This window comes from Burkholderia lata, assembly GCF_902499335.1.
GTDB lineage: Bacteria > Pseudomonadota > Gammaproteobacteria > Burkholderiales > Burkholderiaceae > Burkholderia > Burkholderia lata_B.
The window spans coordinates 681,939-695,250 of the sequence record NZ_CABVQK010000001.1 but is presented as its reverse complement, the minus strand read 5'-3'; the positions used below and the strand labels follow the sequence as shown (position 1 = coordinate 695,250).

Sequence of the window (13,312 nt, the reverse complement as noted above, 5' to 3'; positions counted from 1 at the left end):
CATCATGAAAAGGTGATGGGCCGATATTAAAACAGAATCATCGCCTTATGGCGGATCCCTAGAATCACCTTCATGGATCGCGCCGGGACTGGCCTGGCGCCCGTGCCCGGATCGAAAAACATGAAACAGACTGAGACGCAGCAGCAGGCAGCCTTCGACTATCACGAATTTCCGACCCCGGGGAAGATCTCGGTCGTCGCCAGCAAGCCGCTCGTGACCCAGCGCGATCTCGCGCTGGCCTACACGCCGGGCGTGGCGAGCGTGTGCGAAGCCATTGCCGCCGATCCGCTGCAGGCGCACCGTTTCACGAGCCGCGGCAACCTGGTGGGCGTGATCACGAACGGCACGGCCGTGCTGGGCCTGGGCAACATCGGCCCGCTCGCGTCCAAGCCGGTCATGGAAGGCAAGGCCGTGCTCTTCAAGAAGTTCGCGGGGATCGACGTGTTCGATATCGAGATCAACGAAACCGATCCGGACAAGCTGGTCGACATCATTGCCGGTCTCGAGCCGACTTTCGGCGGCATCAACCTCGAGGACATCAAGGCGCCCGAGTGCTTCACGGTCGAGCAGAAGCTGCGCGAACGCATGAAGATTCCCGTCTTCCACGACGACCAGCACGGCACCGCCATCACCGTCTCCGCCGCGTTCATCAACGGGCTGAAGGTCGTCGGGAAGTCGATCTCGGAAGTGAAGGTTGTGACGTCGGGAGCCGGGGCGGCCGCGCTGGCCTGCCTGGACCTGCTGGTCGACCTCGGGCTGCCGGTTGAAAACGTCTGGGTGACCGACATCGAAGGCGTCGTCTATCGCGGCCGCACCACGCTGATGGACCCGGCGAAGTCGCGCTTTGCGCAGGAAACCGATGCGCGCAAGCTGGCCGAAGTGATCGGCGGGGCGGACGTGTTCCTGGGCCTGTCGGTCGGCGGCATCCTGACCGCCGACATGCTGAAGGCGATGGCGCCGCGCCCGCTGATTCTCGCGCTGGCCAATCCCACGCCGGAGATTTTCCCGGAACTGGCGCATGCGACGCGTGACGACGTCGTCATCGCGACGGGCCGCTCGGACTACCCGAACCAGGTCAACAACGTCCTCTGCTTCCCGTACATCTTCCGCGGCGCGCTGGACGTGGGCGCGACGACGATCACCCGTGAAATGGAGATCGCCGCGGTTCACGCGATCGCGGGGCTGGCCGAGGAAGAGCAGAACGAAGTCGTCGCGGCCGCCTATGGTGCGTACGACGTGGCGTTCGGCGCGCAATACCTGATTCCGAAGCCGTTCGACCCGCGCCTGATCGTACGTATTGCACCGGCCGTGGCCAAGGCGGCGATGGAAGGCGGCGTGGCGAAGCGTCCGCTGACCGATCTCGACGCGTACGTCGAGCAACTGCAGCAATTCGTCTACCATTCCGGCGCGTTCATGAAGCCTTTGTTCGCGACGGCGCGCCGGCTGGTGCGCGACGGCGGCAAGGCGCGGATCGTCTTTACCGAAGGCGAGGACGAGCGCGTGCTCCGCGCGGTGCAGGTGATCGTCGACGAGAAGCTGGCGCGTCCGATCCTGGTCGGGCGCCCGGAGGTGCTGCTGGCGCGCATCGAGCGATTCGGCTTGCGGATCCGGCTCGGCCAGGATGTCGAGGTGACGAACCCCGAGTATGACGAGCGGTTCCCGCAGTACTGGACGACGTATTGGGAACTGCGGTGCCGGGATGGCATCTCGAAGGAAATGGCGCGGGTCGAGATGCGGCGCCGCCTGACGCTGATCGGCGCGATGATGGTGCGGCTCGGCGATGCGGACGGGATGATCTGCGGGACGGTGGGCGAGTATCACAACCACCTGCGTTTCGTCGACGAGGTGATCGGGAAGAAGCCGGGCGCTTCCACCTATGCGGCGATGAACATCCTGTTGCTCGACCAGCGGACGGTCGCGTTGGTGGATACGCACGTCAACGACAATCCCGACGCGGAGCAGATCGCGGAATTCACGATTGCCGCGGCTCGTCAGATGGAATGGCTGAACCTGACGCCGAAGGCGGCGTTGCTGTCGCGGTCGAACTTCGGGTCGGGGAGTGCGGCTTCGGGCGTGAAGATGCGCCGGGCGCTGGAGATCGTCCGCGAGCAGGCGCCGGATATCGAGGCGGACGGCGAGATGCATGGCGACTGCGCGCTCGACGAGGGCTTGCGGTCGAGGCTGCTGCCGATGTCGCCGCTCAAGGGGGCTGCCAACCTGCTCGTTTGCCCGAACGTGGATGCGGGGAATATCGCGTACAACCTGCTCAAGACCGAAGCGGGCAGCAATGTGGCGGTGGGGCCGTTCCTGCTGGGCGTCAACGCGCCGGTGAACATTCTCACGTCGAGTGCGACGGTGCGGCGGATCGTGAACATGACGGCGTTGACGGTGATCGAGGCGAATCGCAACGCGTCTGCCTGAGCAGGCAGAGGAAGGGGCGGTGGCGGCTCCGCAAGGCGCCGGATAGCGGATTCCCGGGTGTGGCGGGTTCCGCTATCCGGTTGCCTGGTGTGAGCGCTGGTGTCGCTGGCCGTTCCTGTCGCGGTGGTGTGCTTGTCTGACGATGCTGGCGACAACCAGCTTCGGACGTCGGCAATCGTTTGCCTGCAGCCACCCGAACCTCGGCTTTACCCTGAACCGGATACCTCGAGTACCCGCACCGACGTCCCGCCCCGGTGCTGCGAAGCAATCGATTTGATCAGTATCACGTAATAATTGCCTCGTTACGACGCCGCGCAGCCCTCACTATTGATACCAATCCTAACAATGTTTTGGGGCTCGATACTTTCAATATCATCCGATAATTAGCTTTTATTTTCGTCTAAAATCGCGCTTCTTCTTACTTTATGACGGGAAACGTTTTGATTAAGCTGACGAAAAATCTCTCGCGCACGGCCATCGCCGCATGCGTCGCTTATGCCGGGCTCATGCCCTTGTCGCAATCCGCGAAGGCTCAGGTCGAACCTCTGAAGAATCCCGTCTACGGTGTGACCCTCGACGACCTGACCAAACTGGACGCAATCGTCGCGTCGTTGCAGAACCTGCCGTACAAGCCCACCGTGCGTGTCGTGTTCGATCCGGGTACGTCGGCCGCCGACTACTACGCACCGCTGCTGCGCCTGCACGCAGTCGCGTACGTGATGGGCGAAGTCTACGATTCTTACTATTTCCCTACGGATCTCGCCACGTATCAGGCACGAACGCAGGAACTGGTGTCGCAGCTGAAGAACACCGTCGACGTCTGGGAGATCGCGAACGAAATCAACGGCGAATGGCTGCGTAACGACCCGAGCGGCACGAACAGCGTGGTCAACTCGCAAGAGCAGCAGATCGGCCAGATGGTTGCGGCGGCGAACCAGATCGTCAAATCGAACGGCGGCAAGACGGCCATCACGCTGTACTACAACGACGACAGCAAGGGCAACAACTGCTGGGAGAAGCCGCAGGATTACTGGAAGACGTGGCCGACCACCTTCCTGTCGTCGACGGTCCGCCAGCAGGCCGACTACGCGCTGTTCAGCTACTACCCGTACCAGGATTGCCCGGGACTGAGTCCGTCGTGGAAGAACGATTTCGCGGCGCTGGAAAGCATCTTCCCGAACGCGAAGGTCGGCTTCGGCGAAATCGGTACCTCGGAAATCTCCGCGCCGGCGTCGGTGCAGCAGAACCTGATCAAGACGTACTACCCGATGGTCAACAGCATGACCGATCCGCGTTTCATCGGCGGATTCTTCTGGTGGAACTACGTCGAGCAAATGCTCCCGTATTCGACGAGCTCGTACTTCCAGCTGCTGCGTCAAACGATCCTTCCGCTCAAGGCACCCAACTAAGCGAAAAGCGCCGTTCAAGAGCAAGCGTCAGCGTCGATGGCTAGAACCACAATGTCGCGCGTACCACGAGACCACGTGCGCGTGCCGCTGACGTCAACCCGAACCGGTATTGCACCGTGACATCCAGATAGCTTGCCGGCGCGCTATACCGCCCTTCGCGAAACCAGTACCGAACCTGGATGCCGGGCCCGGCACCGATCGCCGTCTTGTCCGGCTGCCGGTTGTCGTGATCGCCGGCCACCGCGGCGTGCGGGTAGATGGTCAGCCGATCGCTGATCATCGGCAAACGCCAGGTGTGCCCGTAACGCAACTCCGAATAAATGATGTATCGCCCCGCGCTGATGAAGTACGCGCCTTCGACATACGCCTGCCAGCTGCGCCAGCTCGGTTCGGTGACCCTCAGGTCGGTCCCGCCTTCCGACGAATAACCCAGGCGCATCAACCAGTCCGTCATCGACAGGCTGCCGACATGGAACAGCCGCTCGGCGGTCAGCACGACGTTCTGGTCGGGTAGCGGCTTGTAGCGCGCGCCCACCGAACCCTGCACGGTCGGCAGTCCGGTCGTGTTGCCCGATCCGTCGTAGGCCGTGCCGTATCCGCGCACGAAGAACTGGAAGATGCGGCCGTTCTGGTAGCCGATCTTCGGCGGCTGCCAATACACTTCTACACCCGGCTGCAACACGCTGATGGTGCCTTGCGAACCGAACGCAGCCTGCTGGTACGGCGCGCTCAGCACGAAACCCCAGCTGCGCTGAAGCTGCTCGACCTCCCGCCGATAACCGAACTTGTGCTGCGCATCGAAGGTGTGTTCGTTTTCATCGGCGTCGAGGCTGTGCTCGAACAGATCGATGGATTCCTGGTTCAGCCCGATCCGCTTGGCGGCGTAGCCCGCGTCCGCGTAGTTCATCGCGTTGCCGGCACCGCCGGAAAATCCCTCCTGAAATGCGTCGAGCGCCTCGCGATCCTTGTGGTCGCGCAGGAGGTCATAGGCCTCCTGCAACTTCTGTTGCGCGGTATTGTCCACCGGCGCCTGAGCGGACTGATCGTCCTGCCGCGCCTGCGCCGCGATCGACGCCGCCATGTTGCGCTCGCCGTCGTTCGTCGCGTCGCCGGCCGCCAGGTCCGCCATGCGGATGGCGGTGTCGCGGTCGCCTGCCTGCAGGCTCATCTGCGCGATACGCAACTGGACCACGGCCGATTTTTCATCGGCCAGCGGCGCCAGCGCAATGCCGGCTTCATGCGGAAGCTTCGCTGCGAGCGCGCTGTCCGCCCAGGCGAGACGCAGGTTGCGCTGCTGTTCCTTGCTCCACTTCCCGGTTGCGACGGCAGCCGAGAAATCGCTGCAGGCGACGTCGTAGTGCATCTGGCGCTGCGCCAGGTAGCCATGCTGCGCGCGTACCGCCGCACTCTTCGGAAAACGAACGAGCAGCGATTCCACCAGCGCGTCCGCTTCGTCGACCTTTCCTTCCCGTCTGTATACGTCGACGAGCAGCAGCCCGAGCTGTTCGCTTCCGGGCTGAATCTTGATGGCGCGCGACGCATACACTTCCGCGAGAGGCAGGTCGCCGGCATTGATCGCCTTGTAGGCGCTGTCGGCGAGCTTGTAGGCCTTGGGCGTCAGTTGCTGCGCAGCGGATGCCGGCGCCTGCCAGGCCAGCGACACGGCGATCGCCAGTGCGCTCAACCGCGCGCAGCGTTTGAGGCTGGTCGCGATCGGGAATGTCGAATGCTTCATGCCTGTTCTCCCGACGGTTTTTTCACGGGGGAGCCTTCCTGCGCCGCCGGATCGCCGTCGCGTACGCGGGCGAGTTCGACGAAGCGTGAGTGCCGGGAGAGTTCGGCGGCAATCTCCGCATCGCAGGCGATGAAGTAGGCAACATTCGATCGCGCTCCCCGTCGCACGACATCCTGTTCGTCCTGACTGAGCGGTCGCCCGACCGCCACGTTCAACGTACCGTCATCCGCCGTCGAAAACGGGACGGCACGGTACGCGTACTGCAGCTCGAATGCCAGCGAATCCGCGAAGTGGCCCACCGCGACGTTGTCGAGGCTCACCCGCGGCAGCTCGGCTTGCTCGGCGATTGCATCCGCCAGCGATTCGGCGGAGATCGCGCAGCCTTCGACCAGCAGTTCTCCCAGTCGCCTGCCGCAAGTCAGCTGTTTCTCCAGGCTCGCCTGCAATTGCTCCAGTGTGACCACGCCCCAGCCGACTAGGATCTCGCCGACTTTCAGGCGCGCCTTCCCGAGCGCTTCGTTCGACAGGTAGATGTGACTGGTCTTGTCCCAGGCGATCGGCTTGCCGGTCACCAGGTAGCGGATATAGATGCGCCACGCACGGCACACCGCGTAGAAATTGATCAGGTTGTTGACGAACATCCGCGGAATCGACAGCAGCCCCTGGGTCGGGCCGTTCAGCTTGCTGACGAAATGGAAGCGCTGCCCGGCGCGCGCAAACAGCATCGCGGTGTTGATCCAGAGCAGCGGTGCGACCCATTGGCTCGCCATGATGACCGAGGCGCCATTCGGGATGACGTGGCTGGATCGCTGAAGCGCGCCGAGCAACAGGAAGTTGATCAGCACGCCATAGGCAATGACCGAGAACAGCGAGGTCACGATGCCCTTGCGATCATGGAAGAACATGTATCGGGTGAGCAGATTGCCTTTCCAGCCGAGTTGCTCCCAGCCCTGAAAGGCAATGCCGAGGATCCAGCGCGTGCGCTGACGGTACGCGGTACGAAATGTCTTTGGAAAGTACTCGCGCGTGGCCAGCAGGTTTCGATTGACGGCGACGCCCGGTGCGGGATCGTCCGCGGCATCACGCGTGATCCCGGTCAGCGGAATGCACGCAAAGGTTTCCTTCATCCCCAGTTCTCTCAACCGGAAGCTGAAGTCGTAATCCTCGGTCAGCGAACTGGTGTTGAACGGCGAGCCGTTGCGTTCCTTCATCGCCGCTTCGATCGAGCGCCTGCTATAGCACGACGCCACGCCCGCGCCCGGGACGATGCCGGTCAGCCGGGCGCGCACCGGTATATCCTTCTGGTGCGTTTCGCTGAAGTCGTCCATGTAGCATCCGGCGACGAACTCGTTCCATTTCCGCGGCAACGACAGCACGGGAAGCTGGACCAGGTCGCTTTCCGCGACCGCGTGGTTGAGGTACTTGAGTTCGACCGGATGAATGACATCCTCGCAGTCGTGCATCACGACGCCCGCGAACTGAATGTGATGGACCGATTCGTAGCGCAGGATGGCTTCGACGATCCAGTTCAGGCAGTCCGCCTTGCAGGTCGGCCCGTCGTTCATCACGGTCGCGCGCGTGACCCTGCCCGGGTAGCGGCGGACCATCCGCTCGACCTCGGCCGTGGTTTCGGCATCGTTGTGATAGGTGCCGACGAATATCACGTATCGCTCGTACTCGAGGGTCGCCAACGTGTTTTCGATCATCTTGGCGATGACGTCGTATTCCTTCCAGGCGGGCACCATCAGCGCCAGATACTGCTCGTCCAGCGCGCGCAGCATGCCGATATCGACCGTTTGCGATTTTTCGCGGCGCAGGATGCGCCGAATTTCGAATGACCAGTAGCAGGCGTCCAGCGTGAGGTCATCCAGTGTGCTCACCAGGATGACGATTGCGGTCACAATGGCGACAAGGTTAAGTGCATATAAATATGCACTCCAAATCATGTTATCCATCATTTTGTCCGCGCTTTTGTCTTGTATTGGATTATTTCCCCTCGTACCGACGCATGACGAAACGTTCCCCGTCTTCGTCGCCCCCGTCACGTCCACTCCGTGGCTTGCGCCACGCGAATTCCTGCCGATCGAAAAAGCGCCGCGCAAGACGCGGACTTCCTCGATACGGCCACGTCACATCGCGAACGAGGCAATGTGTTCAGTGGATGACTTTCTGACAGCCCGTTTGCCGCTTGCCTGCCTCCGTCCCTGCATTTCTCGACGCTTGCAGCCGCTCTCCACCCGACGCACGCGCAGTGCCCCCGCGCACCGACTCCGCAGCACACAGCTCATGTAGCAAGTCGTGCGCCATCGCTGCGCGACCCTTGAGCGCGCGGGCGCCGCGGGACGCCTCACAGGATTGGCCCGCCGAATCCGAGCCAAATGTTTCAGTGCTGAAACACGCGCTCGATCGGCCGGATGACACGTCGTTTTCAGACCCCCTGCCGGGCCCCGGCAGCCGCGCTCTGCAAATCGTCACGCGATTCCGGCCGTGACCGGCCGGATGGATTGGCGTGGAACCCGAAAATCCGGCGTGTCGGTCGTTGTGACGCATGCGAGCGTGCGACCCACGGCGATCGTCGCATCACGATCCGCGAGGCATGGAGCGCAACAGGTCTTACCTGGGGCGCAAGAGCAGGTTTCGCGCGTTTGTCCGATTAAATTCGTGACACCGCCGCGTTGCATGCCTGAAACGTTTTATCGAAGCATTTTCGAGCTGCCACGGCGCGCCATTTTCGGCGCCTTGGCGCTATGCCCATTTGCGACGGATGGTACGGTTCTAGCTTGAAAGTAAAGCCATCTCCTCCCGGATTTATTTGTCTGGTTTCAATTGCGCATCAAAAACTTCACGACATAGCGCCCCGATTCCGGATGGTGATTAGCCGTGTTCGTTTCGCGAGCGAGATGAACTTATTTTGCATATCAAAGGATGAAAATCATGCCTTCGCATCGCAATCAATCTTTTCGAAACGGGTTGAGCGCCGCCGGATCGATCGTCGCATTGATCACCACGCTCGTCTTCGCCGTCGGCGTTCAGGATGTGGGTGCGCAGCAGACGAGTAATTCTTCTGCCCCGAAGATCAAGCCGCCTCCGCTGCCGAACGGTTCGGCGCACGTCACCGTGAAAGCCGGCATGTCCGATGAGGATTGGGAAAAGGCGTACAAGGAAACGGGCCGCCCGAAATTCAGCAAGAAGTCTGTCAGTAAAACCAACGGCAACGTGGAACGTGACTAGGGAGAAACGGCCATGAAAAAGATCTTGCTCGTCATCGCCCTGCTTGCGGGACTCGCGCAAATGACATTGCCGGGTACCGCGCACGCGCAGGCCACCACCGCCCATACGCTTATCCTGTACGACAATCCGGCCAACGACCCGTATTCGAAGCTGGGCCTGATGTACAGCATCATGCTGAGAAACCTGCTGGGTCACTTCAATACGACGGTCGATCTGGTTCCGATCCAGAACTACACGTCCGGCATGGTCGGGAATCACGACGCTACGTTCTATATCGGCGATTACTACAACAACCCGATTCCGGCGGCGTTCATGAGCGATGTGATGACCACCAAGAAGACGGTGGTCTGGTTCAAGTACAACCTGTGGCAGCTGGCATGGAACACGGCCTACACGTTCAACCAGACCTTCGGGTTCAGCTTCCTGGGCCTCGCCGGGATGAACGCGACGCCGTCGTCGAGCAATCCGAATCCCGGCTTCTACGATACGGTCACGTACAAGAACCTGTCGATGGTCAAGTACTACGCGTATAACGCGTCGACCGGCGTGATCAACGCGGATCCGGATGTCGGCCTGACCCAGGTCGTCGACGCCACCAAGGCGCAGGCGCTCGTCACCATCCAGAACAGCCAGAGCGGCGCAAGCGCGCCGTACATCATGCGCTCGGGCAACTTCTGGTACTTCGCCGACATGCCGTTTTCCTACATCGGCCCGACGGATCGCTACCTGGTGATTTGCGACATCCTGCACGACATCCTGCAGACCAATGCACCGGTGAATCATCGTGCGCTCGTCCGCCTGGAGGATCTCGACGCGTACACGACCACGAGTTCGATGCAGCTGCTGACGAACTACATGTACTCGAAGAAGATTCCGTTCACGATGGCAACCATCCCGCTGTATACGGACCCGAACGGCTATTACAACGGCGGCGTGCCGGAGACGATCCATCTGGCGCAGGCAACGGGCCTCAAGAAAGCGCTGAATTACGCGCTCTTGCGCGGCGGCTCGATCGTGATGCACGGCTATACGCACCAGTACGATTCGACGCCGAACCTGCTGAATGCAGTCAGCGGCAGCGACTACGAGTTCTGGTACGCAGTGCAGAACCGGCCGGTTGATGAGGACTCCATCCCGTGGGCGGAAGGCAGAATGGCTGATGGCCTGCTCGAGTTCACGACCAACGGCTACAAGATCGTCGGTTTTGCCGCGCCGCAGTACCAGATGTCGCCGGCCGCATCGGCAGCTACGGCCCTCACGTTCCCGACCACGTTCCAGCGAGCCGTGTATTACACCGCGACCAATCCGCAACTCGGAACGGGTGCCGCCAACCAGGACTTTTCCGCCGGGCAGTTTTTCCCGTACATCATCAATTCCGATTACTACGGGCAGCGGATCGTTCCGGAGAACCTGGGCAGCGTGCAGTACAACATCTGCAACATCGACCCGTTCTCGTGCATCACGTACACGTGGCAGCAAATCGTGACCAATGCCCAGTATGGTCTGGTAGTGCGGGACGGTTTCGCGTCCTTCTTCTTCCATCCGTACTGGCTCGAGCCCGATCTCGGATTGCCGGCATACCAGGACTTCCAGAGCATGATTACCGGCATTACGAATCTCGGCTACAAGTGGGTGGACGGCACGACGGCCAAGTAACACAGGCGTAGCGACAGCCGCGTGCGACCCGCATTGGCAATGCGGGTCGCACGTTTGCGTTTGATCGGCTACGATGACGCGCAGGCATGTTTCCGGGGAGCCATGCGATGACCAGGTACGCGATCCCGGCCTTGCGCAGGATTCAACGGCGTATGGGCCGGCTTCGGCTCGCAGGGAGAGCGGGCCCGCTCGCCGCCGCGCCGCGTTCGCCCCGGGCGGCGACGCTCGTGGCGATCGGCGCATCGCTCGTCGTGGCCGCCTGCAGCTGGACCGCACACGATGTGCACGCGGACGGCATCGTCTGGCAGGTGGACAACTCGACGACGAATCCGGTCGGCAACTGGCAGATGCTCGGCATACACGATCTGCTGATTCAATGGGCCGTCGTCGACGATACCGCGTTCATCGCCAACACCCGCATCCAGCCTGCTGCGCACCTTCCCGACTGGGAACGTATCAGTCGTGAGCCATGGGCCAGAAACGTGATCCTGGGGCTGGCCGGCTACCAGGACGAAAAGCGTGCGCGCACCCATCTGTCGACGCTCGCCGACCAGTCCCTGGAAGTGGCGCACGCACCGGTTCCGCTGCACGTCACCGGCTACTATTTCCCGGTCGAAATCGATCCGACCTGGCAGGACGCGCCGAAGCTCGCCGCGATCCTGCAACGGTTGCCGAGGCCGCTCTGGGTGAGCGTGTACGACCAGACCAATATCGGCGGAAAGGCGCTCGCGGAGTGGCTCGCAGCGTGGCTGCCCGCGGACGTCGGCGTGTTCTTCCAGGACGGCTGCGGCGTCTATGCCCGCGAGCCGTATGTCGCACGCAGCTACCTCGACGAGCTGGTTGCAAGATTGGGCAAGCAACGCGTGCGGGTCATCGCCGAGGCGTTCCGGCCCGCCGAGCGGGGCGGGTTCCGTTCAGCCAGCGCCGACGAGTTGGGCAAGCAACTGGTGGCGTATCGCGGCTATCCGGTCTATCTGTTCGATGGTCCGCACTATGTGTCGGACGATCTCACGCGCGCGCTCTCGACGTGGAAGCCCAAGCCGCCGCCGGCCGAGCCTTCCGGGACGCCGCACTGATTCGGCTCGATGCCGGCAAGCGGGGCGGGCAGGGTACGTGCATCGCGAAACAATCGGGCGGATTGGCTTTCTCGCGGCAACACGTGCCCGGAACCCGGTGCCGGCGCGCTGGCGCACGGGGCGTTTCGCGTCTCCCGCCAATCCTCCATTTGATGACCAAACCGCAAGACCTAGTGCATAGATATCGTTTGCCGCGGCCTTAATGACTATCGACAATCGTGGCTCGATTTCACCGCCGTGGCGCCAGAAGCGCCGCGGTGGCAGGCATCGGGCGGCTATCCCGGCCGTCCGCGCCATCCAGCTCACGACGACATGTACGCGTTCACTCCCTCATTCCAGAATCCCGCCGGCTCGCCGATCCGCGAACTGTTCAAGTACCTGTCCGAACCGGGCATGATTTCCTTCGCGGGCGGCTATCCGGCCAGCGACCTGTTCGACGTCGACGGCCTGAACGCAGCCGCCGAGCGCGCGTACGCGCAGCCCGTGCGCTGCCTGCAATACGGCCCGACCGACGGCCTCGCCGAACTGAAGCAGCAACTGATCGCGCTGATGGCGCGCCGCGGCGTGGCGTGCACGACGGCCGAACTGCTCGTCACGACCGGTTCGCAGCAGGGCCTCGACCTGCTGCTGCGCGTGATGGTGTCGCCCGGCGACGTCGTGCTGACCGAGCAGCCGGCTTACCCGGCGACGCTGCAGGCGATGCGTCTGCAGCAGGCGCGCATCGTGACGATTCCGGTCGACGGCGCGGGCCTCGACGTCGATCGTCTCGGCGAACAGCTCGCATCCGGTGCGATCGCGCAGCCGAAGCTGCTGTACACGGTCCCGACCTTCGCGAACCCGACGGGCGCGACCCTTACGCGCGAGCGCCGGCTGAAGCTGCTGCGTCTCGCGGTGCAATACCGTTTCCTGATCATCGAGGACGATCCGTACGGCGACCTGCGTTTCACGGGCGAAGCCGTGCCGTCGATGCTCGCGCTGGCCGACGAAGTGGACGGCGCGCGTGACTGGATCGTGCATTTCGCGAGCCTGTCGAAGATCGTCGCGCCCGGGCTGCGCGTGGGCTGGACGATCGCGCCGGCCGAGATCGCGCGGCGCTGCGTGATCGCGAAGCAGACGGTCGATCTGTGCAGCACGCCGTGGACACAGGCGGCCGCCGCCGAATACCTGGCCGACGGTGCGCTCGAACGCCATCTGCCGCGCATCACGGCCGCCTACCAGCGCAAATGCGACGCGATGTGCGACGCGCTGCGCGACGGCCTTGGCGATGCGATCGAATTTCATCGTCCCGAAGGCGGGATGTTCGTGTGGGCGCGGATCGGCGCAGTGTCGTCGGACGTGCTGCTGCAACAGGCGATCGCTAACAAGATCGTGTTCGTGCCGGGCAAGGCATTCTTCGCGGACAACGTCGACGCGGCATCGCTGCGCCTGTCGTTCGCCGCGCCGGACGTCGACGCGATCCGGGAAGGCGTCGCGCGCCTCGTGCGCGCGTATGGTGCGGCGCTGGCCGCGTGAGGAGACATCAACATGCATATCACCGTCAACGACACCGTATCGATGGGCGAAGCACCGGGCGCGGGCGATAGCCGGCCGGTTGCGCACCGTTCGTCGCAGATCAGCGCAGGGCCGCAGTACGTGGCCGACGTGCTCGGCCGTTTCGGCGCGGAGCCGGCGACCGACATCGGCGACGCGGCACCGGTCGTACTCGGCTACAACTGACCCGCACGGCAGCGGCCGGCCCGCCGCGCGCGTGCCGCTGCCGCCGCGAACGGTTAAGCTTGCGCGAT

9 protein-coding genes are annotated in these 13,312 nt (G+C 62.9%); 7 read left to right on the top strand and 2 right to left on the bottom strand.

All coding sequences use genetic code 11. The features are described from left to right. Positions 1 to 120 precede the first annotated feature (120 nt). Positions 121 to 2,421 (top strand): NADP-dependent malic enzyme, encoded by a 2,301-nt coding sequence (locus BCO18175_RS03210; protein ID WP_174979341.1) that lies wholly within the window; start codon positions 121 to 123, stop codon positions 2,419 to 2,421. A 425-nt stretch (positions 2,422 to 2,846) separates the two neighbouring features. Beyond that, entirely contained in the window at positions 2,847 to 3,830 is a 984-nt protein-coding gene (locus BCO18175_RS03205; RefSeq protein ID WP_174979339.1) for a hypothetical protein, read from the top strand. A 40-nt stretch (positions 3,831 to 3,870) separates the two neighbouring features. Here BCO18175_RS03205 and BCO18175_RS03200 read toward each other — a convergent pair whose 3' ends face one another. After that, positions 3,871 to 5,565, bottom strand: a complete 1,695-nt coding sequence (locus BCO18175_RS03200; protein WP_174979337.1) for an NfrA family protein — start codon at positions 5,563 to 5,565, stop codon at positions 3,871 to 3,873. After that, positions 5,562 to 7,520, bottom strand: a complete 1,959-nt coding sequence (locus tag BCO18175_RS03195) for a glycosyl transferase family protein (RefSeq protein WP_254607951.1) — start codon at positions 7,518 to 7,520, stop codon at positions 5,562 to 5,564. Before BCO18175_RS03195 ends, BCO18175_RS03200 begins: the two co-directional genes overlap by 4 nt. A 970-nt stretch (positions 7,521 to 8,490) precedes the next feature. On the opposite strand from BCO18175_RS03195, the gene BCO18175_RS03190 reads away from it, so the two are divergent. From BCO18175_RS03190 to BCO18175_RS03170, 5 genes are all read left to right on the top strand, one after another. Further along, positions 8,491 to 8,796 (top strand): hypothetical protein, encoded by a 306-nt coding sequence (locus BCO18175_RS03190; protein WP_254607950.1) that lies wholly within the window; start codon positions 8,491 to 8,493, stop codon positions 8,794 to 8,796. A gap of 12 nt (positions 8,797 to 8,808) precedes the next feature. Further along, complete coding sequence (locus tag BCO18175_RS03185) at positions 8,809 to 10,452, top strand: DUF2334 domain-containing protein (protein WP_174979335.1); 1,644 nt, start codon at positions 8,809 to 8,811, stop codon at positions 10,450 to 10,452. Between the two features lie 107 nt (positions 10,453 to 10,559). Next, entirely contained in the window at positions 10,560 to 11,528 is a 969-nt protein-coding gene (locus BCO18175_RS03180) for a hypothetical protein (protein ID WP_174979333.1), read from the top strand. Positions 11,529 to 11,840: 312 nt separating this feature from the next. Continuing rightward, the gene (locus BCO18175_RS03175; RefSeq protein WP_174979331.1) at positions 11,841 to 13,040 is read left to right on the top strand and encodes a PLP-dependent aminotransferase family protein; all 1,200 of its coding nucleotides are present in this window, start codon (positions 11,841 to 11,843) and stop codon (positions 13,038 to 13,040) included. 12 nt (positions 13,041 to 13,052) lie between these two features. After that, on the top strand, positions 13,053 to 13,244 hold the full coding sequence (locus BCO18175_RS03170; RefSeq protein ID WP_174979330.1) for a hypothetical protein: 192 nt from the start codon (positions 13,053 to 13,055) through the stop codon (positions 13,242 to 13,244). Positions 13,245 to 13,312: the final 68 nt, after the last annotated feature.

Coding starts and splice junctions, on each gene's coding strand:
- BCO18175_RS03170 (WP_174979330.1), top strand. CDS start 13,053: ATGCATATCACCGTCAACGACACCGTATCGATGGGCGAAGCACCGGGC.
- BCO18175_RS03210 (WP_174979341.1), top strand. CDS start 121: ATGAAACAGACTGAGACGCAGCAGCAGGCAGCCTTCGACTATCACGAA.
- BCO18175_RS03185 (WP_174979335.1), top strand. CDS start 8,809: ATGAAAAAGATCTTGCTCGTCATCGCCCTGCTTGCGGGACTCGCGCAA.
- BCO18175_RS03175 (WP_174979331.1), top strand. CDS start 11,841: ATGTACGCGTTCACTCCCTCATTCCAGAATCCCGCCGGCTCGCCGATC.
- BCO18175_RS03180 (WP_174979333.1), top strand. CDS start 10,560: ATGACCAGGTACGCGATCCCGGCCTTGCGCAGGATTCAACGGCGTATG.
- BCO18175_RS03190 (WP_254607950.1), top strand. CDS start 8,491: ATGAAAATCATGCCTTCGCATCGCAATCAATCTTTTCGAAACGGGTTG.
- BCO18175_RS03195 (WP_254607951.1), bottom strand. CDS start 7,520: ATGGATAACATGATTTGGAGTGCATATTTATATGCACTTAACCTTGTC.
- BCO18175_RS03205 (WP_174979339.1), top strand. CDS start 2,847: ATGACGGGAAACGTTTTGATTAAGCTGACGAAAAATCTCTCGCGCACG.
- BCO18175_RS03200 (WP_174979337.1), bottom strand. CDS start 5,565: ATGAAGCATTCGACATTCCCGATCGCGACCAGCCTCAAACGCTGCGCG.